The 23,803-nt window shown below is 66.5% G+C and carries 24 protein-coding genes and 1 tRNA gene; 12 read left to right on the top strand and 13 right to left on the bottom strand.

Features of this window, described 5'->3' with window-relative positions; translation table 11 throughout:
* Window positions 1-7: 7 nt before the first annotated feature.
* From folK to ACP694_RS09810, 3 genes are all read left to right on the top strand, one after another.
* Complete coding sequence (gene folK, locus ACP694_RS09820; protein ID WP_426011948.1) at window positions 8-538, top strand: 2-amino-4-hydroxy-6-hydroxymethyldihydropteridine diphosphokinase; 531 nt, start codon at window positions 8-10, stop codon at window positions 536-538.
* A gap of 311 nt (window positions 539-849) precedes the next feature.
* Complete coding sequence (gene rpoZ, locus ACP694_RS09815) at window positions 850-1,209, top strand: DNA-directed RNA polymerase subunit omega (protein ID WP_426011947.1); 360 nt, start codon at window positions 850-852, stop codon at window positions 1,207-1,209.
* Window positions 1,210-1,322: 113 nt separating this feature from the next.
* Window positions 1,323-3,548: a RelA/SpoT family protein gene (locus ACP694_RS09810; protein ID WP_426011945.1), complete on the top strand. Its 2,226-nt coding sequence runs from the start codon at window positions 1,323-1,325 to the stop codon at window positions 3,546-3,548.
* Between the two features lie 75 nt (window positions 3,549-3,623).
* On the opposite strand, the gene era is transcribed toward ACP694_RS09810, so the two are convergent.
* The 7 genes from era to pyrE all read right to left on the bottom strand — a co-directional run bounded on the left by era (window position 3,624) and on the right by pyrE (window position 8,532).
* On the bottom strand, window positions 3,624-4,577 hold the full coding sequence (gene era, locus ACP694_RS09805) for a GTPase Era (RefSeq protein WP_426011944.1): 954 nt from the start codon (window positions 4,575-4,577) through the stop codon (window positions 3,624-3,626).
* A gap of 168 nt (window positions 4,578-4,745) precedes the next feature.
* Entirely contained in the window at window positions 4,746-5,459 is a 714-nt protein-coding gene (gene rnc / locus ACP694_RS09800) for a ribonuclease III (RefSeq protein ID WP_426011942.1), read from the bottom strand.
* Window positions 5,456-6,304: a signal peptidase I gene (lepB, locus tag ACP694_RS09795; RefSeq protein ID WP_426011940.1), complete on the bottom strand. Its 849-nt coding sequence runs from the start codon at window positions 6,302-6,304 to the stop codon at window positions 5,456-5,458. Before lepB ends, rnc begins: the two co-directional genes overlap by 4 nt.
* A 121-nt stretch (window positions 6,305-6,425) precedes the next feature.
* Entirely contained in the window at window positions 6,426-6,602 is a 177-nt protein-coding gene (locus ACP694_RS09790; RefSeq protein WP_426011939.1) for a hypothetical protein, read from the bottom strand.
* A gap of 165 nt (window positions 6,603-6,767) precedes the next feature.
* The gene (acpS, locus tag ACP694_RS09785; protein ID WP_426011937.1) at window positions 6,768-7,190 is read right to left on the bottom strand and encodes a holo-ACP synthase; all 423 of its coding nucleotides are present in this window, start codon (window positions 7,188-7,190) and stop codon (window positions 6,768-6,770) included.
* A complete protein-coding gene (locus ACP694_RS09780; protein WP_426011936.1) occupies window positions 7,187-7,942 on the bottom strand; it encodes a pyridoxine 5'-phosphate synthase in 756 nt (251 codons plus the stop codon). The genes acpS and ACP694_RS09780 overlap by 4 nt, the downstream gene beginning before the upstream one ends.
* Window positions 7,943-7,947: 5 nt before the next feature.
* Window positions 7,948-8,532: an orotate phosphoribosyltransferase gene (gene pyrE, locus ACP694_RS09775; RefSeq protein WP_426011934.1), complete on the bottom strand. Its 585-nt coding sequence runs from the start codon at window positions 8,530-8,532 to the stop codon at window positions 7,948-7,950.
* 55 nt (window positions 8,533-8,587) lie between these two features.
* Here pyrE and ACP694_RS09770 point away from each other — a divergent pair, with 55 nt between their 5' ends.
* The 4 genes from ACP694_RS09770 to ACP694_RS09755 all read left to right on the top strand — a co-directional run bounded on the left by ACP694_RS09770 (window position 8,588) and on the right by ACP694_RS09755 (window position 13,733).
* Window positions 8,588-9,007 (top strand): NUDIX domain-containing protein, encoded by a 420-nt coding sequence (locus tag ACP694_RS09770; protein WP_426011932.1) that lies wholly within the window; start codon window positions 8,588-8,590, stop codon window positions 9,005-9,007.
* A 13-nt stretch (window positions 9,008-9,020) separates the two neighbouring features.
* Window positions 9,021-9,752, top strand: a complete 732-nt coding sequence (gene recO, locus ACP694_RS09765) for a DNA repair protein RecO (RefSeq protein ID WP_426011931.1) — start codon at window positions 9,021-9,023, stop codon at window positions 9,750-9,752.
* Window positions 9,753-9,964: 212 nt separating this feature from the next.
* The gene (gene parC, locus ACP694_RS09760) at window positions 9,965-12,244 is read left to right on the top strand and encodes a DNA topoisomerase IV subunit A (RefSeq protein ID WP_426011930.1); all 2,280 of its coding nucleotides are present in this window, start codon (window positions 9,965-9,967) and stop codon (window positions 12,242-12,244) included.
* A gap of 124 nt (window positions 12,245-12,368) precedes the next feature.
* Window positions 12,369-13,733 (top strand): serine hydrolase domain-containing protein, encoded by a 1,365-nt coding sequence (locus ACP694_RS09755; RefSeq protein ID WP_426012551.1) that lies wholly within the window; start codon window positions 12,369-12,371, stop codon window positions 13,731-13,733.
* Between the two features lie 229 nt (window positions 13,734-13,962).
* Here the strand turns inward: ACP694_RS09755 and ACP694_RS09750 are convergent, their stop codons facing one another.
* Window positions 13,963-14,262: a UrcA family protein gene (locus ACP694_RS09750; RefSeq protein WP_426011929.1), complete on the bottom strand. Its 300-nt coding sequence runs from the start codon at window positions 14,260-14,262 to the stop codon at window positions 13,963-13,965.
* A 330-nt stretch (window positions 14,263-14,592) separates the two neighbouring features.
* A complete protein-coding gene (gene parE, locus ACP694_RS09745; RefSeq protein ID WP_426011928.1) occupies window positions 14,593-16,707 on the bottom strand; it encodes a DNA topoisomerase IV subunit B in 2,115 nt (704 codons plus the stop codon).
* A gap of 157 nt (window positions 16,708-16,864) precedes the next feature.
* On the opposite strand from parE, the gene ACP694_RS09740 reads away from it, so the two are divergent.
* Entirely contained in the window at window positions 16,865-17,218 is a 354-nt protein-coding gene (locus ACP694_RS09740; RefSeq protein ID WP_426011927.1) for a Kazal-type serine protease inhibitor domain-containing protein, read from the top strand.
* Window positions 17,219-17,287: 69 nt separating this feature from the next.
* The gene (locus ACP694_RS09735) at window positions 17,288-17,695 is read left to right on the top strand and encodes a putative quinol monooxygenase (protein ID WP_426011926.1); all 408 of its coding nucleotides are present in this window, start codon (window positions 17,288-17,290) and stop codon (window positions 17,693-17,695) included.
* Window positions 17,696-17,740: 45 nt separating this feature from the next.
* On the opposite strand, the gene ACP694_RS09730 is transcribed toward ACP694_RS09735, so the two are convergent.
* The 3 genes from ACP694_RS09730 to ACP694_RS09720 all read right to left on the bottom strand — a co-directional run bounded on the left by ACP694_RS09730 (window position 17,741) and on the right by ACP694_RS09720 (window position 20,587).
* Window positions 17,741-18,631 carry an AraC family transcriptional regulator gene (locus ACP694_RS09730; protein WP_426011925.1) on the bottom strand — a complete coding sequence of 297 codons (891 nt, stop codon included), beginning with the start codon at window positions 18,629-18,631 and terminating at the stop codon, window positions 17,741-17,743.
* A gap of 168 nt (window positions 18,632-18,799) precedes the next feature.
* Complete coding sequence (glnA, locus tag ACP694_RS09725; RefSeq protein ID WP_426011924.1) at window positions 18,800-20,209, bottom strand: type I glutamate--ammonia ligase; 1,410 nt, start codon at window positions 20,207-20,209, stop codon at window positions 18,800-18,802.
* 39 nt (window positions 20,210-20,248) lie between these two features.
* Window positions 20,249-20,587 carry a P-II family nitrogen regulator gene (locus ACP694_RS09720; RefSeq protein WP_012286880.1) on the bottom strand — a complete coding sequence of 113 codons (339 nt, stop codon included), beginning with the start codon at window positions 20,585-20,587 and terminating at the stop codon, window positions 20,249-20,251.
* A 505-nt stretch (window positions 20,588-21,092) separates the two neighbouring features.
* Here ACP694_RS09720 and ACP694_RS09715 point away from each other — a divergent pair.
* Window positions 21,093-21,662, top strand: coding sequence for a histidine phosphatase family protein (locus ACP694_RS09715; RefSeq protein ID WP_426011923.1), 570 nt, complete (start codon window positions 21,093-21,095; stop codon window positions 21,660-21,662).
* Between the two features lie 12 nt (window positions 21,663-21,674).
* A complete protein-coding gene (locus ACP694_RS09710; protein WP_426011922.1) occupies window positions 21,675-23,153 on the top strand; it encodes an NAD(P)H-hydrate dehydratase in 1,479 nt (492 codons plus the stop codon).
* On the opposite strand, the gene ACP694_RS09705 is transcribed toward ACP694_RS09710, so the two are convergent.
* Entirely contained in the window at window positions 23,150-23,329 is a 180-nt protein-coding gene (locus ACP694_RS09705) for a hypothetical protein (protein ID WP_426011921.1), read from the bottom strand. The two genes, ACP694_RS09710 and ACP694_RS09705, sit on opposite strands and share 4 nt — an antisense overlap.
* Window positions 23,330-23,650: 321 nt before the next feature.
* On the opposite strand from ACP694_RS09705, the gene ACP694_RS09700 reads away from it, so the two are divergent.
* Window positions 23,651-23,735 (top strand) — tRNA-Leu (locus tag ACP694_RS09700).
* The last annotated feature ends 68 nt before the right edge of the window (window positions 23,736-23,803 follow it).

Raw genomic sequence — 23,803 nt, 5'->3', positions numbered from 1 at the left:
GAAATCCTTGAAAAATCAGTTTGATCAAAAATGGCTGGATGAGGTGGCGGTGGTGGCGTTGGGCTGCAGCCTGCCCGGTTCCTATCCGAGTCGGGAAGCCTTGCTGGACGCCGCGATAGGGGCCATCGAGGCCGGGGATCTGAAGGTCGTGGGCCGCTCCTCCTGGTGGGCGTCGGCGGCGTGGCCTGACCCTACGGCGCCAGCCTATCGCAACGGCGTCGTCTTGGTCGAGACGCCGCTACCTGCGAGCGAAATCCTGGCGCGGCTACACCGGATCGAGACTCATTTCGGCCGCGTCCGGATAGACGCCAACGCGCCGCGCACCCTGGACCTCGACCTGATCGCCCAGGGTCGAACGGTGACCGAGGTCGGCCTCGTCCTGCCCCATCCGCGCGCCCACGAGCGCCTGTTCGTGATGGGGCCGCTGGCGGAAATCTCGCCGGAGTGGCGTCATCCGGTCAGCGGTCGGACGGCGGCGGACCTGGCGGCGGCGGCGACCGTCGGAAGCGACGCCGCGCCTGACATTGCCAAAACTTAGTTTCCGGCGCGCTGCCGCCGGCTCAAGAGTCCGCCCAACCCGTTTCGCCCGAGCTTCCGCACCCACTCCATGAAGATGGAGCCCGTCGCAAGAAGATCGAAACCTTCATGGCATGCTCAAGCGCGGCGAGACCGTTTATCCGCAGACCAAGTGCTAGAGACCGGTTTCTCGATCGCCGCGCGCTGGACTTCTCCCCGCGAACGCGGCATAAGCGCCCCCTCGCGAAAGCTGGGACTCTACCCAGGCGGCGTTGTACAACGCTGCTGGACACCCTATTTCGTGATCACTACGGCTCTCAGCCCGAGGAATTCATGGCCCGCGTCACCGTCGAAGATTGCGTCGAGAAGGTTCCCAACCGCTTTGCCCTGGTCCTGCTGTCCGCCCATCGGGCGCGCGGCATATCGGCCGGCGCCTCGCTGCTGGTCGAACGCGACAACGACAAGAACCCTGTCGTCGCCCTGCGCGAGATCGCCGATGACGTGGTCGATCACGAAGGCCTCAAAGAACAGCTGATCAGCACACTGCAACGCGTCGATGAGCACACCGAAGCCGAGGAAGAGGCCGAAACCCTCGCCCTCCTGGCTGATCCCACCCACATGCAGATGAGCGAGCTCGAGCTCGTTCGCGCCCTGCAGAGCGACCGCGATGGCGGTCAGGAGGAGCGGTACTGAGCCCCGACGGCGCAGACCCTCTTATCCTCGAAGCGGCGCCCGCCGCCGCTCCTTCCGAACGCGCGCCCGAAGCCGCTCCCTCTCCTGGGACGGAGGCGGGCGCGTCTTCGTTTGTGGACGCCGCCGAGCCCGTCCCGGCGCCGACGCCCGCTCCCAAGCCTCGCCAGAAAATCCTCCGCCAGTATGAACTGATCGAGCGCGTCCACGCCTACGACCCGACCGCCGACGAGGCCTTGCTGAACCGCGCCTATGTCTACGCCATGCGCATGCACGGTTCGCAGACGAGGGCTAGCGGCGACCCCTACTACGCCCACCCGATCGAGGTGGCTGGCATTCTCACTGAATACCGGCTCGATACCGCGACCATCGTCACAGCCCTGCTGCACGACGTGATCGAGGACACCCCGGTCACCAAGGAAGAGATCTCCAGGCTGTTTGGCGAGGAGATCGCCGAGCTGGTCGACGGCGTCACCAAGCTGTCCAAGCTGGAGCTGCAGGCCGAGCATTCGCGCCAGGCCGAGAACCTGCGCAAGTTCATCCTGGCCATCTCCAAGGACGTTCGCGTCCTGCTGGTCAAGCTGGCCGACCGTCTGCACAACATGCGGACGCTGCACTTCATCAAGAATCAGGCCAAGCGCGAGCGCATAGCCCGTGAGACGCGCGATATCTATGCGCCCCTGGCCCGCAACATCGGTTGTCACCGGATCTGCACCGAGCTGGAGGAACTCAGCTTCGAGCACACCAATCCCGTGGCGCGCACGGCGATCATCCGCCGGCTCGATACCCTGCGGGCCCAGCAGGGCGGGGCTGTGGAGCTGGTCAGCCAGGAGATTGCCGCGCGGCTGGACGGCGACGGCATTCCCGCTCGGGTGTTCGGTCGAGAGAAGTCGCCCTATTCGATCTGGCGCAAGCTGCAGCGGAAATCGATCGGCTTCTCGCAGATGTCCGACATCTATGCCTTCCGGGTCATCGTCGACTCCGAGGAAGACTGCTACCGCGCTCTGGGCGTGGTGCACCGCGCCTGGTCCAGCGTGCCTGATCGCTTCAAGGACTTCATCTCGACGCCCAAGCGCAACAACTACCGCTCGCTGCACACCACCGTGGTGGGGCCGCGCGGCATGCGCATCGAGATGCAGATCCGCACCGAGGCCATGGACCGGGTCAACGAAGAGGGCGTGGCGGCCCACTTCCGCTACAAGGACGCGTCCTACGGCCTGGACTTGGAAGGCATGGAGGCAGCCGGTAGCCGCGATCCCCTGGCCAACCTGCGCCAGCTTGTCCAGGTGCTGGAACATGGCGGCGACGCCGAGGAGCTGGTCGAGCACGCCAAGCTGGAGATGTTCCTCGACCAAGTGTTCGTCTTCACGCCCAAGGGCAAGCTGGTCAGCCTGCCCAGGGGCGCCATGCCGCTGGACTTCGCCTATGCCGTCCACACCAGCGTCGGCGACACCTGTATCGGCGTGAAGATCAACGGCGAGCTCAAGCCTCTGCGCACCGGCCTGAACAACGGCGATGTGGTTGAGGTCATTCGCGGCTCTAAGCCCGTGGTCCCGCCGGACTGGCGGTCGCTCACCGTCACCGGCCGCGCGCGCTCGGCTATCCGCCGCCATATCCGCCAAACCGAGAAGGAAGAGTTCTTGCGCCTGGGCCGGGCCTCGGTGGACCAGGTGTTTGAACGGACCGGCAAGAAGCTGAAGGACGTGTCGCTGCGGCCGATCCTCGAGCGTTACGCGCTGGACACCGAGGAGGCCCTGTTCGACGCGGTCGGCCGTGGCCGGGTGTCGCCCAGCCAGGTGCTGGAGACCGCCTTCCCTGGCATGAAAGGCTCCGACGTCGCCGAGGCCACTGCGCGCCGTAAGATCGAGGGTGGCGTGGAAGCCCGACTCTATGTGCGCGGCGGCGGCCTGACGCTGGGCGTCGCGCTGCACTTCGCCCACTGCTGCAGCCCGGTGCCAGGCGACCGCATCGTCGGCATCCTGCGCGAGGACGGGGCGGCGCTCGACGTCCACACCATCGACTGCCCAAAACTGGCCGAGTACGAGGACCGCGAGGATCTCTGGCGCGACCTTAACTGGACCCCCGAGGCCGAGCGCGAGACGGTGTCCCTGACCCGCCTGCACGCCACGATCGGCAACGCTCCAGGTGTGCTGGGCCAGGTCTGCACGATCATTGGCGAGGCGGGCGGCAATATCGTCAACCTGCGCATGCACCACCGGCAAAGCGACTTCTTCGACGTGGATATCGACGTCGAGGTGCGCGACGCCAAGCACCTGACCAACATCTCGGCCGCCTTGCGAACGTGTCCGACGGTGGAGACGGTGGACCGGACGCGGGGGTAGGGGGTGCGGGTAGGCGGTCAGAGCCCCCCAAACTCCACTCATCATGAGTGGAAGCGAGAGGGAGCTCAGCACCCTTTAAACGTCGAAATCCAACCCCATGTCGTTGAACAGCCCGCGTTCCTCGGCCCAGTTTTCCTTGACCTTGACGTGCAGGAACAGGTGGATCTTGCGGTCCAGGATGTCTTCCAGCTCCTCGCGCGAGCTCTTGCCGATCCACTTGATCACCTCGCCGCCCTTGCCCAGCACGATGGCGCGCTGGCCGTCGCGTTCGACGTAGATGGTCTGCTCGATGCGGGCGCTGCCGTCCGGGCGTTCCTCGAAGGCGGTGGTTTCCACCGAGGCGGCGTAGGGCAGCTCCTCGTGAACGCGCAGATAGATCTTCTCGCGGGTGATCTCGGCGGCCAGCAGGCGGGCGGGCAGGTCGGCGGTCTGGTCTTCCGGATACAGCCACGGGCCCTCCGGCATCATCGAGGCCAGCTTGGCCATCAGGTCATCGACGCCCGCGCCCGTGCCGGCGCTGATCATGAAGACCTCGGAATAGACGCCGGTCTCGAACAGATCGTGGGCGACGGCCAGCAGGGTCTCGCGCTTGACGCCGTCGATCTTGTTCAGCGCCAGGATCACCTGGCGGTTGCTGGCCTTCAAGCCCTCGATAATGGTCTGGACGTCCTGCACCGAGCGGTGCTCGCCGGCCGAGGCGCGGCGCTCGCGCGAGGCCAGCTCGGCCTGGACGTCGACCAGGTGGACGACGACTTCGCTGTCCTCGGCGCCGCTCCAGGCGGAACGGACCATGGCGCGGTCCAGCCGGCGGCGCGGGGTGAAGATGCCGGGGGTGTCGACCAGCACGATCTGGGTCTGGCCAGTCATGGCCACGCCGCGCACGGGAAAGCGCGTCGTCTGGACCTTCTGGGTGACGATCGAGACCTTGGCGCCGACCATGCGGTTGACCAGGGTGGACTTGCCGGCGTTCGGGGCGCCGATGATGGCGGCAAAACCGGCGCGGGTGTTTTGGGGGGTGTTTTCAGTCATTGCGGGTGCGTGTAGCACAGCGGAGACCAAAAGCCTCCCCCTGTGGGGGAGGTGTCGACGAAGCCGACGGAGGGGGGAGTGATCGGCAGGTGGTCATGGGCAGGATCGAGCGTCTTAAAACGCCCCCCACCGGTCGCTGCGCGACCATCTCCCCCACAGGGGGAGGACCTAAATCCCCGCGCCCTCGCGCTCCAGCAGCGCCTTGGCCGCAGCCTTCTCGGCCTCCTGCCGCGAGCGTCCCTCGGCCAGCACCGGGTCTAGCCCCACCACCGTCACCGCCACCGTAAACACTGGCGCATGATCAGGCCCCTTGCGGTCCTTGACGGCGTAGGTCGGCAGGGGCTTGCCTTGGGCCTGGGCCCATTCCTGGAGGGCGGTCTTGGGGTCGCGGGGCTTGCCTTGGTTGGCCAAGTCGAACTCGCCGGACCACAGGTCGAGGAACACCCGGCGCGCGAGCTCAAGTCCGCCGTCGCGATAGAGGGCCGCCATCAGCGCTTCGGCGGCGCCGGCCAGGATCGAGTCGGTCTCGCGGCCGCCGATCTTGCTGGACGAGGCCGACAGGCGCAGGGCAGGGCCCATCTCGGCGGCGCGAGCCACCCGCGCGCAGGTCTCGCGACTGACCAGGGCGTTCAGGCGCGGAGCCAATTCGCCCTCTTTGGCCTTGGGGAAGCGCTCGGCCAGGGCCTCGGCGGCGAGCAGGCCCAGCACGCGGTCGCCGATGAACTCCAGCACCTCGTTGTCGCCAACCTTGTCGCCGGCCTTCTTGGCCCCGTCCCCGACGCTGGCGTGGGTCAGGGCCAGTTCCAGCAGCTTGCGATCCTGGAACGTGTGACCGATCCGGCGCTCCAGGTCGCCGACGGCGACGGCGCGCCGATCTGTCATTTGAGGACGCGGAAGAAGCGGCTAGGCCGCGCCTCGGTGAACCAGGTCCAAGGCTTGAACAGATGGGCGTCGGCGTTCCACGACAGCAGAATCAGCTGGGCGCGGCCTTCCAGGTTCTCGGCCGGGACGAAGCCCACACCTTGCTGCAGCCCGATATACTGGTCGTTGGCGTAGTCCCACTTGCAGACGCCAGAGCCGGTCTTGAACGGCGAGATCCCGGGGTTGAAGCGGCTGTCCAGGCTGTTGTCGCGGTTGTCGCCCATGAAGAAGTAGCAGCCTTCCGGTACGATATAGACGCCGGTATTGTCGCTCTCGCCGTCGGGGCCGTAGTCCTGGGTGGTGTATTTGCGGCCCTCGGGATTGGTCTCCTCGAAGCGGCTGGCGCTGATGATGTTGTAGCCCGTATTGACCATGGCCGGCGGCAGCGCCGTGCGCTCCAGGGCCGTGCCGTTGATATAGACCACGCCGCCGCGCACCTGCACCTTGTCGCCAGGCAGGCCGATCAGGCGCTTGATATAGTCCATCTTGATATCGCGCGGCAGTTTGAACACCACGATGTCGCCGCGCCGCGGGGTGTGGCCCAGGATCCGACCGTTGAACAGCGGCGGGCTGAACGGGATCGAGTGCTTAGACCAGCCATAGCTGTACTTCGACACGATAATGTAGTCGCCCTGGTAGAGATTGGGCTCCATCGAGGCCGACGGGATCGTGAACGGCTGGAACAGCAGCACCCGCAGCACCAGGGCGATGCCCAAGGCATAGGCGACCGTCTTGACGATCTCCAGGAACTCCTTGACCGCGCCGTTCGGCTCGTCGGCGGTCGGGGTGTCGGCGGTGTCGGTCATGCGCGAAGGGGCTCTCGACGGAATGGGCCTCGGGCGAACCCGACGCGCCTAGCTAGACGGGCTTTACGACGGGAGCAAGTATGGCGCGCCCGCCCGCCAAGCTTGACCTGAAAAAATGGACTCAAATTGTGGCGAAGATCGCCAGCAGGATCAGGGCGAACGCGCTCCACCCGACCAGCAGCCAGGCGAAAGGCCGCTTTTGCCAGGGCATCAACGGCTTGCGCGCCTGGATCGCGTCACGAGACGCCGCGCGCGGTTTGCGGCGTGTCCTGGTTTCGACATCCACCCAGAAAGTCATGAGCCCCGTCCCACAACGGCGCCGTTCCAGACGCCTTCACGGTCAAGCTGCAAGAGCAGGGCCGAAGTCCTCCCCCCGTGGGGGAGGTGGTCGCACAGCGACCGGTGGGGGGCGTTTTAGGACGCTCGATCTTGTCCGTGACTACCTGCCTCCTCCCGCCGTCGGCTACGCCGACACTTCGCCCACAGGGGGAGGCGTTATCGCCTCGATGATCACGAAGGCCTGGGCGTACGGATGATCGTCGGTCAGGGACAGGTGGACCACGGCGGTCATGCCCGGCGGCGTCAGTTCGGCCAGGCAGTCCGCCGCGCCGCCGGTCAGGGCCAGGGTCGGCTTGCCGGACTGCAGGTTGATCACCCCCATGCCGGCCAAATGTACGCCGCCCTTCAGGCCTGTGCCCAGGGCCTTGGCGCAGGCTTCCTTGGCGGCGAAGCGCTTGGCGTAGCTGCTGGCGCGGTCGGGCTTGCGCTCGGACCGCTTGCGTTCGGTCTCGGTGAAGACCTTGTGGGTAAAGCGGTCGCCGAACCGTTCGAGGGACTTCTCGATCCGCCTGATGTCGCACAGGTCCGAGCCGATGCCGATGATCATGCCGCGGCGTCCAGGCGGGCGGCGTCCATCAGGGTCCGCATGCGCAGGATGGCCTGGGGCAGGCCAACGAAGATCGCCTCGCCAATCAGGAAATGGCCGATGTTGAGTTCGGCGATCTGCGGGATGGCGGCAATCGGTTTGACGGTGGCGTAGTCGATGCCGTGGCCGGCATGGACCTCAAGGCCGAGACTTTGCGCCAGGACCGCGCCGGCCTTCAGACGTTCGAGGATGGCGGCGGCGCGGTCGGCGTGACCATCGCGGGCGGCGTCGCAATAGGCCCCGGTGTGCAGTTCGACCACCTGGGCGCCGACGTCGGCCGAGGCCTGGATCTGGGCGGGATCGGCCTCGATGAACAGTGACACCCGCGCCCCGACAGTGCGCAGGCGGGCGGTCGCGTCGGCGATGCGGTTCTGACCCCGCACCACGTCCAGCCCGCCCTCGGTGGTGACCTCCTCGCGGCGCTCGGGCACCAGGCAGGCGGCGTGGGGGCGAGCGGCCAGGGCGATGCCGACCATCTCGTCAGTGACCGCCATCTCGAAGTTCAGCGGCTTGCCACGCTTGAGGCAGAGGTTGTTGAGCAGGGCGATGTCGGCGTCGCTGATGTGGCGGCGGTCCTCGCGCAGGTGGGCGGTGATGCCGTCGGCGCCGGCCGCCAGGGCCAGTTCGGCAGCCCGCACCGGCTCTGGATAGCTGGACCCGCGCGCGTTGCGGATCGTGGCCACGTGATCGATATTGACGCCGAGTCGCAGCATGGTCGTCAGCCCCTCAGCCGCCGGCTGCCCGGGTCCTCGATCGGGATGGCGGCCAGTTCGGGGGGCAGGGCGTCGGCCGGATAGGCCGGCACCTCCAGGCTGCACAGCGACACCAGGGGCACGCCGACATCGACCTTGCCGCCCGAGCGATCGACGATGCAGGCTGCGGCGATCACGTCGCCCCCGGCGTCCTGGATCGCGGCGATGCATTCGCGCGACGACAGGCCGGTGGTGACGATGTCCTCGACCATCACGACCTTCTGCCCGGGCTCCAGGTGAAAGCCGCGGCGGAACTTGAAGCTGCCGCCCTCGCGCTCGACATAGATCGAGGCGACGTCCAGCCAGCGGGCCGTCTCGTAGCCGGGGATGATCCCGCCCACAGCCGGTGAAACGGCCACGTCGGGCTGGCCCACCGTGGCGATGATCTTCTGCGCCAGCGCCTTGCACAGGCGCTCGCAGCGCTCCGGTCGCATGAACACCAGGTTCTTCTGCAGGAAGACCGGGCTGTGCAGGCCGCTGGACAGCACGAAATGGCCTTCGCGCAGGGCGCCGGCGGCGCGGAATTCGTCGAGGACGTCGTCGTTGGTCATGAGGGCTGGATATAGGCGGATGGGGTCGAGTCTACAAACGCTGTAGAAGGCGCTGATGAGCAGCTCGGAATCACCCGGCGAACCCCTTCGTCCCCGCATAGGCTGCGGCGCGGCTATCCTCGACACCCAAAGCCGCCTCCTGCTCGTCAAGCGCCGCCGTCAGCCGGAAGCCGGCCACTGGGGCCAGCCTGGCGGCAAACTGGACTGGGGCGAAAGCGCGCGGGCCTGCGCCGAGCGGGAGATTCTTGAAGAGCTCGGGATCACCGTCGTCGCCGGTCCAGTGCTGTGCGTCACTGACATGATCGCCGAAGACTCCCACTGGGTTGCGGTGACCTACCGCGCCGACGGCTGCGTGGGCGAGCCGGTGATCCAGGAACCCGCAGCGCTTGAGGCCTGGGGGTGGTTCGCGCTCGACGATCTGCCCAGCCCGTTGACCCTCGCGACCCAGGATGCGGTAAGACAGCTTCTCACCTAACGAGGCGCGCCGGATGGAATGGGAAGACGAGGCCTTTGTGCTGTCGGCGCGCGTGCACGGCGAGACCGGGGCGATCGTCGAGCTTCTGACCCAGGACCGTGGCAAGTTCGCCGCCCATGTGGCCGGCGCGGCCTCGCGGCGGATGAAGCCGTTCCTGCAGGCCGGCGCGCGAGTCATCGCCCGCTATCGCGCCCGGATGTCCGACCAACTGGGGGCCGCGACCCTGGAGCCGATCGGCGAGGGGCCCTCGTCGCTGTTCGACGAACCCCTGGCCTTGGCGGGTCTTTCCGCCGCCGCCTCGGTCGCGGCCGGCGCCTTGCCCGAGCGCGAGCCGCATCCGGGAGCGTTCCACGCGATGGAGGCGATGCTCGCAGCCCTGGCCATCCCCGAGATCTGGCCGGCGGTCTATGTGCGGTTCGAGGCGGGGCTGCTGCAGGACCTGGGCTTTGGCCTGGACCTGTCCAAATGCGCCTCGACGGGGTCGTTGGACGACCTGGTCTATGTCAGCCCGCGCACGGGTCGGGCGGTCAGCCGGGCGGCGGGCGCGCCCTATCACGACAAGCTTCTGCCCCTGCCGCCGTTCATGCTGTCGGCCCAGGGCGGGCTGGCCTCGGGCGACGTCAAGGCGGGGCTCGACATCACCGGCCACTTCCTCGAGCAGTTCGTCTTTCACCCGTTGAACAAACCGCTGCCGCCGGCGAGGGTGTGGCTGCTGGATCGGCTGGGGGAGGCGGGGCGACTTTAGTGGCTCACTCACGTGCCCCCACCTGACCGCTTCGCGGTCTGTCCGCCCCCATAGGGGGCGGAGCTCAAATCGCGCGAACTCCGCCCCCTATGGGAGCGGACAGGCGACGCAGTCGCCAGGTGGGGGCAAGTGAGTGAGCCACCATCGCCAAACTCTCGAAGCCCATCCTACACTTCTGCTACTGTGCCCTTCACGCGTAACGAATCCTCAAGATGAACAAACCAGTCCTTCCCCCTGGCGGTCCCGGCGACGGCGATCGCATTCTCGATGAGCCGCTGACCGAGGCGCTGTCAAAGCGCTACCTGGCCTATGCGCTGTCGACGATCGGCTCGCGGGCCCTGCCCGACGTGCGCGACGGCCTCAAGCCCGTGCACCGCCGCGTGCTGCACGCGATGAACAACATGCGCCTCAACCCCGAGGGCGGCGCGCGCAAGTGCGCTAAGGTGGTCGGCGAGGTGATGGGTAATTTCCACCCGCACGGCGACCAGTCGATCTACGACGCCCTGGTGCGCCTGGCCCAGGACTTTTCCCAGCGGGTGCCGCTGATCGACGGACAGGGCAATTTCGGCAATATCGACGGCGATAACCCCGCCGCCATGCGCTACACCGAGTGTAAGATGACCGCTGCGGCCATGCTGCTGCTGGACGGCATCGACGAGGACGCGGTCGATTTCAAGCCTTCCTATGACGGCCAGGATGAGGAGCCGGTGGTCCTGCCGTCGGGCTTCCCCAACCTGCTGGCCAACGGCTCGTCGGGCATCGCCGTGGGCATGGCCACTTCGATCCCGCCGCACAATCCGGCCGAGTTGATCGACGCCTGCCTGCTGCTGCTCTCCAAGCCCGAGGCGACCACGGCCGAGATCCTGGAACGCGTGCCGGGCCCCGACTTTCCGACCGGCGGCGTCATCGTCGAGTCGGCCGCTTCCTTGCTCGAGACCTACGAGACCGGTCGCGGCGGCGTGCGCACCCGCGCCAAGTGGGAGCGCGAGGAAACCGGTCGCGGGACCTACCAGATCGTCGTCACCGAGATTCCGTATCAGGTCAAGAAGTCCGACCTGGTCGAGCAACTGGCCGACTTGATCGAGAGCAAGAAGGCGGCCCTGCTGGGCGACGTGCGCGACGAGAGCGCCGAGGACATCCGGCTGGTGCTGGAACCGAAGTCCAAGAACGTCGAGCCCGAAGTGCTGATGGAGAGCCTGTTCAAGCTCTCGGCCCTGGAAAACCGCTTCCCGGTCAATATCAATGTGCTGGACGCGCGCGGCACGCCGGGGGTGATGGGCATCAAGTCGTGCCTGATCGCCTTCCTGGCCCACCGCCGCGACGTGCTGACCCGCCGGGCGCGCAACCGGCTGGCCAAGATCGAAGCCCGCCTGCATATCCTGGACGGCCTGCTGATCGCCTACCTCAATCTCGACGAGGTGATTCGTATCGTCCGGTACGAGGACGAACCCAAGCAAAAGCTGATGGCCGCCTTCGCGCTAAGCGACCTCCAGGCCGACGCCATCCTCAACACCCGCCTGCGCCAGCTGGCCAAGCTGGAGGAGATGGAGATCCGCCGCGAGCACGCCCAGCTCGTGGAAGAACGCGACGGCATCCTGGCCATGCTGGCCAGCGACAAACAGCAGTGGACCCTGGTCGGCACGGGCCTGCGCCAGGTGCGCGCCGTGCTTCTGAAGATCAAGCACCCGCTGGACAAGGCGGGCCGTGCGACGGGTGTCATTGGTCGCTCGATCTTCGCCGACGCTCCTGTCGTCGACGCCGAGGCGGCGCTTGAAGCGATGATCGTTCGCGAGCCGATCACCGTCATCCTGTCGGAGCGCGGCTGGATCCGCGCCGCCAAGGGCAAGGTCGAGGACCCGTCGGAGCTTAAGTTCAAGGAGGGCGACAAGCTCGGCTTCCTGGTCCCGGCCGAGACCACCGACAAGCTTTTGCTGTTCACCTCTGACGGCCGGTTCTTCACTCTGGGCTGCGCGGCCCTGCCATCGGCACGGGGCCATGGTGAGCCGGTGCGGATGATGATCGAGCTGGACGACAAGGTGAAGATCATCGACGTCTTCCCGTTCAAGGCCGGGCGCAAGCGCTTCATGGCCTCGAAACAGGGCTACGGCTTCCTGCTGCCGGAAGAAGAGGCCCTAGCCAACCGCAAGGCCGGCAAGCAGGTGCTGACGGTCGACGCCTCCGGCGCGGCCTTCTGCCTGGAAGCCGTGGGCGACCAGATCGCGGTGGTCGGCGACAACGGCAAGATCCTGATCTTCCCGCTTGAAGAGCTGCCGGAAATGCCGCGCGGCAAAGGGGTCAAGCTGCAGGCCTATCGCGAGGGCGGGCTGCGCGACGCCATCTCGTTCAACGCCGAGGCCGGCGCCTTCTGGATCGACACCGCCGGTCGCCGCCGCGACTGGACCGAATGGAAAGAGTGGGTCGGTCGACGGGCGGGCGGGGGCAAGCTGTCACCCAAGGGGTTCCCGACCTCCAAGCGATTTAGGCCGAAATGATGCACCCTCTCATTGTCATCCCGGACAAGCGCGTAGCGCGCAGATTCGGGACCGTGGCCAAAGCGCCGCGCTTCCGGCGGTCCCGGATCTGCGCTTTGCTTGTCCGGGATGACAGGGTTTCATGATGCGGTTTCTGCGCAAGGTCGCCGGCGCGTTCGCCGCGCTGCTGGGCCTGACCGCCGCGACCTCCGGCGTCGCCGCGCCCCTGCCGCACGCCAAGGCCCCCGAGGCGGTGGGCTTTTCCGCCCAGAAGCTCAAGAAGCTGGACGAGACGATGCAAGCCTTGGTTGATCAGGGCCAGATCGCCGGCGGCGTCACCTTGCTGGGCCGCCACGGCCATGTCGTGTCGCTGAAGACCTTCGGCAAGCGCAGCCTGGAGACCGGCGAGGCCATGCCCGCCGACGCGATCTTCCGCATCCGCTCGGAGACCAAGCCGGTCACCGGCGTGGCGATGCTGATCCTATACCAGGAAGGCAAGTGGAAGCTGGACGATCCGGTCAGCCTCCATGTGCCCGAGCTGGCCAATCTGCGCGTCGCCTCTGGCGTCGACGCCGAGGGTCGGCCGATCCTGACCCCCGTCTCGCGCTCGCCGACCATGCGGGAGCTGATGACCCACACGGCGGGCTTCGCCTATGGCATCGCTGATGATCCAGGCAGCGTCGCCGACCAGTCCTATTTCCGAGCCGGGGTGCTGCAGTCCGACAGCTTGCACGCCATGGTCCAGAAGGTGGCCATGCTGCCCATGTACGCCCAGCCGGGCACGGTCTGGCGCTACAGCGTGGCCGCCGACATCCAGGGCTATATCGTCGAGAAGCTGTCGGGCCAGAGCCTGCCGGTCTTCATGGAGGAGCGGATTTTCGCGCCCCTGGGCATGAAGGACACCGCCTTCTGGGCGCCGCCTGAGAAGCTGCCTCGGCTGGCGGCCGTCTACGACGCCGATCCGGCCACCGGCCGCCTGATCCCGGCCAGCGAAGGTCCTTGGCGCGACATTAGCAAGCCCCCAGCCGCGCCGTCGGGCGGAGGCGGGTTGCTGTCCACAGCCGGCGATTTCGCGCGTTTCGCCCAGATGATCCTGAATGGCGGCGACCTGGACGGGGTGCGGATCCTGGAGCCCGAGACCGTGGCCCTGATGCGACTCAACCACCTGCCGGCCAGCTTCCAGATCACCACCAACGGCACCGCCAATGTGCTGCATCCGGGCGCCAAGCCCTTCCCGTTCGGCGCGGGCATGGGTTATGGACTGGACGTAGCGGTGGCGGTTGACCCTGCCGCCTCCGGCGCGCCGGTCGGCCCGGGCACCATCAGCTGGGGCGGCAGCGCCGGCACCTGGTTCTGGATCGATCCGGCCAACGACCTGTTTTTCATCGGCATGATCCAGCGGCTGGGCGGCGTCGGCTCGGGCCTCGACGCCACAACCCGGACGGTCGTCTACCAGGCCCTAGAGCGGCCGCCCGTCAAGGAAGCGCGCCTTAACGCCGCGACACAGTAGAGGACTGCGGCCCCGTCTTCCCGCTGCCCGCCGGCCGCCGCCAGCAACAGAAGAACGCAAAACGCCCCAGGTTGAACCCCAGGGCGTTTCGCCGACCTTCCCTTCGAGCGGGGAAATTTACAACGCCAGAGCATTTTTCGAGCGAAGTGGTTCCGGTTCGCGTGAAGAAAAATGCGTCAAAACAAAAGATTAGAGCTCCCGGCCTGACGCAGTCAGGTCGGGAAATGCTCTAGCGGGCGCCAGCGGTGTCCAGCGAGGCTTGCGAGGTCTTCAGTTGGGCCACGGCGCCGGCGACGGCGTCGCGGTGGCAGGCCGAGGCGGCCACGGCCCGTTTCACTTCAGCGAAGCTGCCGCGCTGAGCGCCGCAGGCTTCGAGGGCGGCGGCGTCGATGCGGTGCATCATCACCTTTTGATCCTGCGGGTTGCTCGGATCGAGCTTGGCGCGAACGGCGATGCTGGTGGTTTCGGCGGCGCTGGCGGCGCTGGCCAGGAGGAGGAGGGCGGCGGTCGAGGCGGCGAGGAGCTTCATGGGTGACTTCCCTGACTGTGGCGACGTCTTGGAGGGCGCCGCTCGGTGTTGTCCGGGGCAAACCACGCGGTTCTGGCCTCGGATTTAATCCACAGGCTCGTCATCTGCTTAAAAATGGTCCGGTAAAAGCAAATTCGGTCGACAAATCGGTCAAAAATCAAGCGAACGTGGAATTCGAGGCTGGGAAAGTCGAATTCATTTGAGGGCTTAGCTCACATGAACGGCGCTAATCTGAAATGTCAGATTTCTTCATAGGTCGTCTCCGCCGTCACCGAAAATGGCAGACAGACCATTCACGCCCGCGTGCGTGAGTCGGCCCGGCCCACGCGTCTAGAGGTCCAGGTCGTCGGCCGCGAACTCGGCGTTTTCCTGGATGAATCGGAAGCGCAGTTCGGGCTTGCGGCCCATCAGGGTCTCGACCAGGGCCTCGACCGCTTCCTCGGAGCGAGGGAGAGTGATCTTGGCCAGCGTGCGCACCGCCGGATCCATGGTGGTCTCCTTGAGCTGGGAGGCCATCATCTCGCCCAGGCCCTTGAAGCGGCCGATCTCGGGCTTCTTGCCCTTGAACATCGTGGCCAGGAGCTCGTCCTTGTGGGCGTCGTCGCGGGCGTAGGCGCTCTTGCCGCCGTGGCTGAGACGATAGAGCGGCGGCAGGGCCAGGAACAGGTGACCCTGGCGGATCAGGTCGGGCATGGTCCGATAGAAGAAGGTGATCAGCAGGCTGGCGATGTGGGCGCCGTCGACGTCGGCGTCGGTCATGATGATGATCCGCTCGTAGCGCAGATCTTCCTCTTTGTAGCGATTGCCGCCTTGGGCGCCGAGCGCCAGCATCAGGTCCGACAGCTCCTTGTTGGCGCTAAACTTCTCGCCCGTGGCCGAGGCGACGTTGAGGATCTTGCCGCGCAGGGGCAGGATCGCCTGGTTCTTGCGGTTGCGGGCCTGCTTGGCCGAGCCGCCGGCGCTGTCGCCCTCAACGATGAACAGTTCGGCGCCATCAACGGCCCCAGCCGCGCAGTCGGCCAGCTTGCCGGGCAAGCGCAGCTTGCGGGTCGCCGAGGCGCGGCTGACTTCCTTGTCCTTGCGGCGCTTGAGGCGCTCCTCGGCACGGTCGATGACGAACTCCAGCAGGGCCTGGGCGGCCTTGGGCGATCCGGTCAGCCAGTGGTCGAACGGATCGCGCAGGGCTGTCTCGACGAAGCGCTGAGCCTCTGACGATGAGAGTTTTTCCTTGGTCTGGCCCTGGAATTCGGGGTTCTTGATGAACACCGAGATCAGGGCCCCGGCCTGGGCTATGACGTCGTCGGCGGTGATGATCGCCGCGCGCTTCTCGTTCTTGAGCTCGGCATAAGCCTTGAGGCCCCGCGTCAGGGCCGCGCGCAGGCCGCTTTCGTGGGTGCCGCCCTCGGGGGTCGGCACGGTGTTGCAGTAGGACTGCATGAAGCCGTCGTGCTCGCCAAAGCCGCGCGGCGTCCAGGCGATCGCCCACTCGACGGCGCCGGCTTCGCCCTGACGCTCGATGCGGCCCGAGAAGCTCTCTGGCGTCACCAGTTCCAGGCCCTTGGTGCGCTCGGCCAGGAAGTCGGCCAGGCCGTTGGGGAAGTGGAAGACAGCCTCGGGCGGCGTCTGGTCCTGGATGCGCTCCGGGGCGCAGGACCATTTGATCTGCACGCCGCGGAACAGGTAGGCCTTGGAGCGGGCCATGCGGTACAGGCGGGCCGGCTTGAAAGCCACGCCCTCGCCGAAGATCTGCTCGTCGGGGATGAAGCGGACCATGGTGCCGCGCTTCTTGCTGGGGCCAATCTTCTCCACCGGACCCAGCGGCTTACCGCGCGAGAACACCTGCAGATGCTCGAACCCGTCGCGCCAGACGGTGACCTCGACCCGCTCGGACAGGGCGTTGACCACCGAAGCGCCGACGCCGTGCAGGCCGCCGGAGGTCTCATAGGCCTTGCCGCTGAACTTTCCGCCCGCGTGCAGGATCGTCATGATCACTTCCAGCGCCGACTTGCCCGGGTGCTTGGGGTGATCATCGACCGGCATGCCGCGGCCGTCGTCCTTGACCGACAGATAGCCGTCGGCGTCGAGCTTGACCTCGATGGTCTTGGCGAAGCCGGCCACGGCCTCGTCCATCGAATTGTCCAGCACCTCGGCGAACAGGTGGTGCAGGGCCCGCTCATCGGTGCCGCCGATATACATGCCGGGCCGCTTGCGCACGGGCTCCAGGCCTTCCAACACCTCGATGTCGCTGGCGGTGTAGCTGCCGGAGGCGGGCGGGGTGCTGGGCGCCGATGCAGCCTTGGTCGCGCTGGGCGGCGGCGGGGCGGCGGGACGCGGCGCGGGCTCGGGATGCGGCTCGCGGGCCGGCACTGGCGAGGCCGGCACGGGAGCCAGGGCGTCGTCGCCAAACAGCGAGAAGGAGGGGTTCGGATCGTCTTTGGAGGACATTACGGGAACATGCGTCGATTCGTCGGGAGCGCTCCGTATGGGCCGCGCTTGGTGGGAAGAAAAGGGGTGGATGGCGCGACCGGCGCGCCATTTGCCGCGGCTTGGCCGGGCGTGCCAGGATGCGCCTTCCCTTTGCCTCGAAACCCGGAGACCGTCGATGACCTGGCGACCCCTGACCATTGTCCTCGCCGCCCTGACCCTGTTGGGCTGCAGCGCCGCTGGACCCACGGGTCCTTCGACCCCGCCGCCCACCTCGCACCGGACGCCGGTCGCCGAAGGCGGGATGTGCGCCGGCTTCGCCGGCTTCCAGTGCGGTGAGGGGCTGAGCTGCCAGATGCCGGCCGGCCAATGCCATGTCGCCGACGGGGCGGGGACCTGCCGCAAGCCGTCCCAGATGTGCACGAAGATCTATGCCCCGGTGTGCGGCTGCGATGGCAAGACCTATTCCAGCGCCTGCACCGCAGCCGCCCAGGGAGCCAACGTCGCGACCGACGGCGCCTGCAAGGCCTAGACAGGCTGATTGCATTCACTGCTGACATCATGCGGCCAGCCTTCGGTGAGGATGGCCGCTGGAGGACTCATGACCTACCCTCATTCCACAGACGGCTTGCCGCGACGCACCGTGTTAGCGGGCGGCGTTGCGCTCGCCGCCACGACGGTCGCCACAACCGCCCACGCCCAGGAAACCAAGAGCATGTACGGACTGATCGGCCAGATGATCGCCGCCCCAGGCAAACGCGACGACGTGATCGCCATCCTGGCGCAGAGCACGGGCGGTATGCCCGGCAATCTCAGCTACATCCTCGCCAAAGACGCCACCAACCACGACGCCCTGTGGATCACCGAGGTGTGGGCCGACAAGGAAAGCCATGCCGCCTCGCTGAAACTGCCGGCTGTCCAGGCCGCCATCGCCAAGGCCCGCCCGATCATCGCGGGGTTTGGTCACCGGTTCGAGACCATGCCGGTAGGCGGCGTGGGGCTGGGCTGAGGGATCGGCTCCTGCCCGATATCCATCTGAGATAGAGACGCCCGCTCACTTCAACGGCAAATGTAGCTCTGCTGCCGTGCCCTGCTCCGGTTCGTCCAGGAAGAAGCGTTGGCAGTAGATGGGAAAGTCGCGCATCTCCTCGCCGCTGGCCGGCAACCAGTCGCGGTACAGGTAAAGGGCGGCGGGCTCCAGATTGTGGGTGTCGCCGGTCACGCGCAGCACGGCGCAGCGTCCGCCGGGGATTTCGCCGGCCTTGACCGTCTCGTCACCGGTGTCGATCGGTTGATCGGCGCCGACGCCGACGCAGAGATCCATGCTGTAGTCGGCGGGATCGGCAGGGCGCCGCTCGGAGCGCCAGATGTTGAAGGTCGGATGGGTCTTGGGCGACATACCGGCGGCTTTGCGCCAGGCGATGAAGCGCTGGATGGTGATGTCGAGGGTCTCGGGATCGCCCCGATGCTCGAACATGGCCACGCGGGTCGGCGCGACGTCGAGGATGGTCACCTGGTCGGGGGTGAAGGTCGTCGGCATGATCTTGCTCCTGGCTGAGTTAAGCGGCGTGAACGCCTGAAGCCACGGCTCCCAGTCGGGAGATTTCCGGAAACTCGACGGCGACTGCGCAAACCTTTGCCGAAAGGCGCGGGCGAAGGCGTCGGGCGTCTCGTAGCCGGCGTCCAAGGCGATATCGGTGACGCTCTGACCCCGCTCGTGCGCCAGTTGTTTCGAGGCCTGCCGCATGCGGGCCAACTGGACATAGCGATGCAGGGACAGCCCGAAGGTCGCCTTGAACTGCCGGTGGAAATGGAACTTGGAAAACGCCGCGACGCTGCTCATCGCATCCAGGTCCAGATCGCCGTCCAGGTGCCGGTCGATGTGATCGAGCACCTTCTGCATCCGGGCATGGTAATGGTTCAGCGCCGCCGTCATCGTCCTCATCCGTTGTGACGATCCTAGCTTGGCGGACCAGGCTGTTGCGCGCTCGACCGATCTTGCGGTTTGGAGCGGCCGCGGTCGCGGTGACGCCCCCCAACACCAGACGATCGCCAAAGAAAAAGGCCCGCGGATCGCTCCGCGGGCCTCTTCCGTCTCACCAAGCCGCGAAGCTTAGCACTTGTAGTACATGTCGAATTCAACCGGGTGCGGGTGCAGTTGCAGGCGCATCACTTCTTCCATTTTCAGCTCGATGTAGCTGTCGATGAAGTCGTCATCCATAACCCCGCCGGCCTTCAGGAAGGCGCGGTCCTTGTCGAGGTTCTCCAGGGCTTCGCGGAGCGAACCGCAGACTTCCGGGATCTTCTTCTGCTCGCGCGGCGGCAGGTCGTACAGGTTCTTGTCGGCGGGCGCGCCCGGATCGATCTTGTTGTTGATGCCGTCCAAGCCCGCCATCAGCAGCGCCGTGAAGGTCAGGTACGGGTTGCCCATCGGGTCGGGGAAGCGGGCTTCCAGGCGCTTGCCCTTGGGCGAGTCGACGTGCGGGATGCGGATCGAGGCCGAGCGGTTGCGGGCCGAATAGGCCAGCTTCACCGGGGCTTCATAGCCGGGCACCAGGCGCTTGTACGAGTTGGTGGTGGAGTTCGAGAACGCGTTGATCGCCTTGGCGTGCTTGATGATGCCGCCGATGTACCACAGGCACATGTCCGACAGGCCCGCGTACTTGTCGCCGGCGAACAGCGGCTTGCCGTCGCCCCAGATCGACTGGTGCACGTGCATGCCCGAGCCGTTGTCGCCGAACATCGGCTTGGCCATGAAGGTGGCCGTCTTGCCATAGGCGTGGGCCACGTTGTGGATCACGTACTTGTAGAGCTGCAGGCGGTCGGCCATCACTACCATGGTGTCGAACTTCAAGCCGAGTTCGTGCTGGGCGGGCGCCACTTCGTGGTGATGCTTTTCCGGCTTCATGCCGAGTTCGCCCATCACGGCCAGCATTTCGCCGCGCAGGTCCTGGGCGCTATCGACCGGATTGACCGGGAAATAGCCGCCCTTGGGGCCCGGGCGGTGGCCCATGTTGCCTTCGGGATAGGTCCTGCCGGTGTTCGTCGGCAGTTCGCTGGCGTCGTAGCTGTAGCCGGTGTTGTGCGGGTCAGTGGACCACTTGACGTCGTCGAAGATGAAAAACTCGGCTTCCGGGCCAAAGAACACCGTGTCGCCGATGCCCGAGGCCTTGACGTAGTTCAGGGCGGCCTTGGAGATCGAGCGAGGGTCGCGGTTGTAGGGGGTGCCATCGTCGGGGTTCACCACGTCGCAGAACAGGCACAGCGTGGTCTGCTGGTAGAAGGGGTCGATGATCGCGGTCGACAGGTCGGGACGCAGCTTCATGTCCGACTCGTTGATGGCCTTCCAGCCGGCGATCGACGAGCCGTCGAACATGGTGCCGTCGTTCAGGAAGTCATCGTCGACCAGATCAATGTCGAAGGTGACGTGCTGCATCTTGCCGCGAACGTCGGTGAAGCGAACGTCAACATACTTGACGTCCTTTTCCTTGATCATATCCAGGATTTGCTTGGCGGTGCTCATAGTTATCCCCTTTGAGCGTTAAGCGGTGACAGCCCGGGCCTAGACGGCGGCGGGGCCGGTTTCTCCGGTGCGGATGCGGACGACTTCCGTGATCTCCGAAACGAAAATCTTGCCGTCGCCGATGCGGCCTGTGCGGGCGGCGTTGGTGATGGCCTCGAGGGCGGGTTCGAGTTGGCTATCCTCGACTACGACCTCGACCTTGATCTTGGGGAGGAAGTCGACAACGTACTCTGCGCCGCGATAGAGCTCGGTGTGGCCCTTCTGGCGGCCATAGCCCTTGGCTTCCAGCACGGTCATGCCCTGCACGCCCATGTCCTGAAGCGCTTCTTTGACCTCATCCAGCTTGAACGGCTTGATGATGGCTTCGATCTTTTTCATCAGACTTCTTTCACGCCGAAACGGCGCGGGCGCCGCTGACAGAGCGGCACGGAGCACGCCCGCCCCAGGCGCCACAAGCGGCCCGACGCGGTTTCGTGCGCTGCCTCCGCCGCCATTCTCGCATTGACTGAAATATAGGCGCCAAGAGCCCGAAATCGCGCCAGTGTGGGTTTGGCTCGGGAAACCGACTTGCAGGTCGGGTTTAGCGACCTAGGATGGCGGAAACGATCGTTTCGATAGGGCCGAACTTGCCAGATACCGCATCACCATGCGCTGGATCGCTGAAAGGCGTTCATCGTCTAATGGCGAAAAATGCATCGTCGACTGCAAAACTGCTGAAGATTGCGGCGGAAGGCTCGGTCGTGGCGCGGCGCGGCCCTGGGTCGGTTTTTGCGCGTCTGGTCGTCTCGATGGTGAGTGGCGCCCATGCGCTCGCTTCAAGCGTGACCGCCGGGCCATCGCCAATCGTCTTGCGAGGATTATTCTCCAGACAGGGGGCAGACTGATGAGCCGCGTTCACATGATCCGCCATGGTCGGCCGGCGTCGACCTGGGGTGGGGCGGATCAGGATCCGGGCCTCGACGCCGTGGGGCAGGCGCAGGCCAGGGCAGTCGCCGACATCCTGCTGGCGCTGCCAGACGGCGAGCGCCCCGATCGGGTGGTTAGCTCGCCGCTGCGTCGCTGCCGCGAGACCGCCCAGCCCCTGGCCGACGCCCTGGGCATGATGGTGGAAATCGACCCCCGCGTCGGCGAAATACCGACCCCCGAAGTCCTATCGGCGGAAGAGCGGCCGGCCTGGCTGCGCACGGCCTTCGAAGGCGCGTGGAGCGATATTCGGGGTGAGCTCGACTATGTGGCCTGGACACGAGAGGTGGCGCGAGCCGTCGCGTCGTATCCGGGGGCGGCGGTGTTTAGCCATTTCGTGGCGCTGAACGCGGTGGTGTCGGTGGCGACTGGGCAGACGCAGGTTGCGGCGTTTCGGCCCGACCACGTGTCGGTCACGGTGTTCGATCTGATCAATGACGACTTGATCCTGATCGAGAACGGACGCGAAGCTTCGACCCAGGTGCTGTAGGCGGGAGTCGTGATGCCGCGCGAGATCATGACCGTCGCCGAACTGTCTGCGGCCGATCGCGCCGCCGTCGAAGCCGGGACGCCGATCACCACCCTGATGGAGCGGGCGGGGCGCGCCGTCGCGGAGGTCATCCGCGACCGATATTCGCGTCGCCCGGTCGTGGTCTGGTGCGGACCTGGCGACAACGGCGGCGACGGCTATGTCGTCGCCCGGCGCCTGCGGCGTCGCGGCTGGCCCGTCCGCGTCGAGGCGCTCGCCCCGCCCGCGAGTCCGGCGGCGCGCTGGGCGGCTTCAGGCTGGAAAGGCGAGACGGGTCCCCTGACTGGATTTGGCTCGAGTCCGGCCGATCGCGACGTCCTCCATGTCGATTGTCTTTTCGGCGCGGGGCTTTCGCGCCCACTTGAGGGCGAGGCTGAAAGACTGGCGAGGGAAGGACCCGAGGGACGACGGATCGTCGCCGTCGATGTGCCCAGCGGCGTTCTGGGCGATACTGGCCAGCGTTTGGGCGAGTGGGCGCTGACGGCTGAACTCACGGTGACCTTCCATCGCCGCAAACCAGCCCACGCCCTGGCGGTTGGCCGAGCGGCGTGCGGCGAGGTCGTGGTGGCCGACATCGGCTTGGGCTCAAGCGGGCAGGGCGATCTGTTTGAAAACACCCCTTCGCTGTGGGCTGCGGGCTTTCCCTGGCCCGCGGTCGACGCACACAAGCACGCCCGAGGCCGGCTCATGGTGGTGAGCGGCGAGGCCTGGAGCACGGGCGCGGCGCGACTGGCGGCGCGAGCGGGGCTGCGCATCGGGGCCGGCGTGGTGACTGTGCTGTCGCCTCCCGGAGCCTTGGCCGCCAACGCCGCCCATCTGGAAGCGGTGATGTTGGCGCCCTTCGAGACCGAGATCGACCTGCACGCTCGCGCGGAACACGCCGACGCCGTGGTGATTGGACCAGCGGCTGGGGTGGGTGAGGGGACCATGCGGCGCCTGTTCGCCCTGGCGCGCACCGGCGCGGCGCTGGTGGTGGACGCCGACGCCCTGACCAGCTTCGCGCACGACCCGGCCGCCCTGTTCTCGGCCCTGGACCGCGACGATGTGCTGACCCCGCATCCGGGCGAGTTCGAACGGGTTTTTCCAGGTCTGCTGGCCGCTTCGCCCGAACGGATCACGGCGGCGCGGGAAGCCGCACGGCGGGCAGGCGCCGTCGTGCTGTTGAAGGGCCCCGACACGGTTGTCGCCGCGCCTGACGGGCGGGCCGCCGTCAGCCTGAACGGCACACCTTGGTTGGCCACGGCGGGGTCTGGCGACGTTCTGGCGGGATTTATCGCCGGGCTCATCGCCCAGGGTATGGAGAGTTTCGAGGCGGCCTGCGCGGGTGCCTGGATTCACGCCGAGGCTGGGTCGGCGCACGGACCGGGCCTGATCGCCGAGGATCTCCCGGGCCTCGCCCCGGCCGTCTTGGCCAGACTGCTCGCGACGAGCTTCGGAAGCCGTCCCGCTTAGCTTTGCAGGCGGACCAGGATCACTTGACTGGAGAGCCCCTCGTCGAACATCGGGTCGCTGATGGCCCGCGCGGCGCGGAACGGCCTGTCTTCGACGGTGTCGGTGAACAGGACTCGTGGACCAGGCTTTACCGTCCAGTCATTTTGGCTTTCGACAATTTCGATTGTTTCGATCACTTGCTTTCAGATCAGACGCCAAACCATCCGTGGCGGGACAGGTCCCGTGCGAGCGCGCCTTGTCTGGGAAGCAGAAACACCGGCCCGGGCGTCAGTCGGGGGGGCATGGCCCGGGCCGGTGTGAATCCGAAGCGTTTTTCAACAGCGTCGGACATCATCATAACCAGCGGCCGTGCATGTGGTTCCAGATTATCAACGATATTTCCTGATTGCGCGAAAACGCCGGCCGCGACGAGGTTTCTGATACGTCGCGGCAAGCTTCGATCGCCTCGCGACTTGCCAAGCCCGCCCGGCATGTCTAACCCGCCTTCGGCGCACGGCGCGGATGTGGCGAAACTGGTAGACGCACTAGATTTAGGTTCTAGCGCCGAGAGGCGTGGAGGTTCGAGTCCTCTCATCCGCACCAAGCCCGCTGGGCCCCCAGCCTGGCGGACGCGCCAAATCCGCCGGGTCTTTCGCCTGGCGGGCGCCAAC

Origin of the sequence: Caulobacter sp. DWR2-3-1b2 (genome assembly GCF_049896345.1) — a bacterium.
Taxonomy (GTDB): domain Bacteria; phylum Pseudomonadota; class Alphaproteobacteria; order Caulobacterales; family Caulobacteraceae; genus Caulobacter.
This window is presented reverse-complemented; position numbering and strand designations above follow the sequence as displayed.

What these genes read in the sequence shown, in the direction of transcription:
- rpoZ (WP_426011947.1), top strand. Translation starts at nt 850, where the DNA reads ATGGCCCGCGTCACCGTCGAAGATTGCGTCGAGAAGGTTCCCAACCGC.
- era (WP_426011944.1), bottom strand. Translation starts at nt 4,577, where the DNA reads ATGACTGAAAACACCCCCCAAAACACCCGCGCCGGTTTTGCCGCCATC.
- rnc (WP_426011942.1), bottom strand. Translation starts at nt 5,459, where the DNA reads ATGACAGATCGGCGCGCCGTCGCCGTCGGCGACCTGGAGCGCCGGATC.
- lepB (WP_426011940.1), bottom strand. Translation starts at nt 6,304, where the DNA reads ATGACCGACACCGCCGACACCCCGACCGCCGACGAGCCGAACGGCGCG.
- ACP694_RS09790 (WP_426011939.1), bottom strand. Translation starts at nt 6,602, where the DNA reads ATGACTTTCTGGGTGGATGTCGAAACCAGGACACGCCGCAAACCGCGC.
- acpS (WP_426011937.1), bottom strand. Translation starts at nt 7,190, where the DNA reads ATGATCATCGGCATCGGCTCGGACCTGTGCGACATCAGGCGGATCGAG.
- ACP694_RS09780 (WP_426011936.1), bottom strand. Translation starts at nt 7,942, where the DNA reads ATGCTGCGACTCGGCGTCAATATCGATCACGTGGCCACGATCCGCAAC.
- pyrE (WP_426011934.1), bottom strand. Translation starts at nt 8,532, where the DNA reads ATGACCAACGACGACGTCCTCGACGAATTCCGCGCCGCCGGCGCCCTG.
- ACP694_RS09770 (WP_426011932.1), top strand. Translation starts at nt 8,588, where the DNA reads ATGAGCAGCTCGGAATCACCCGGCGAACCCCTTCGTCCCCGCATAGGC.
- recO (WP_426011931.1), top strand. Translation starts at nt 9,021, where the DNA reads ATGGAATGGGAAGACGAGGCCTTTGTGCTGTCGGCGCGCGTGCACGGC.
- parC (WP_426011930.1), top strand. Translation starts at nt 9,965, where the DNA reads ATGAACAAACCAGTCCTTCCCCCTGGCGGTCCCGGCGACGGCGATCGC.
- ACP694_RS09755 (WP_426012551.1), top strand. Translation starts at nt 12,369, where the DNA reads ATGCGGTTTCTGCGCAAGGTCGCCGGCGCGTTCGCCGCGCTGCTGGGC.
- ACP694_RS09750 (WP_426011929.1), bottom strand. Translation starts at nt 14,262, where the DNA reads ATGAAGCTCCTCGCCGCCTCGACCGCCGCCCTCCTCCTCCTGGCCAGC.
- parE (WP_426011928.1), bottom strand. Translation starts at nt 16,707, where the DNA reads ATGTCCTCCAAAGACGATCCGAACCCCTCCTTCTCGCTGTTTGGCGAC.
- ACP694_RS09740 (WP_426011927.1), top strand. Translation starts at nt 16,865, where the DNA reads ATGACCTGGCGACCCCTGACCATTGTCCTCGCCGCCCTGACCCTGTTG.
- ACP694_RS09735 (WP_426011926.1), top strand. Translation starts at nt 17,288, where the DNA reads ATGACCTACCCTCATTCCACAGACGGCTTGCCGCGACGCACCGTGTTA.
- ACP694_RS09730 (WP_426011925.1), bottom strand. Translation starts at nt 18,631, where the DNA reads ATGAGGACGATGACGGCGGCGCTGAACCATTACCATGCCCGGATGCAG.
- glnA (WP_426011924.1), bottom strand. Translation starts at nt 20,209, where the DNA reads ATGAGCACCGCCAAGCAAATCCTGGATATGATCAAGGAAAAGGACGTC.
- ACP694_RS09720 (WP_012286880.1), bottom strand. Translation starts at nt 20,587, where the DNA reads ATGAAAAAGATCGAAGCCATCATCAAGCCGTTCAAGCTGGATGAGGTC.
- ACP694_RS09715 (WP_426011923.1), top strand. Translation starts at nt 21,093, where the DNA reads ATGAGCCGCGTTCACATGATCCGCCATGGTCGGCCGGCGTCGACCTGG.
- ACP694_RS09710 (WP_426011922.1), top strand. Translation starts at nt 21,675, where the DNA reads ATGCCGCGCGAGATCATGACCGTCGCCGAACTGTCTGCGGCCGATCGC.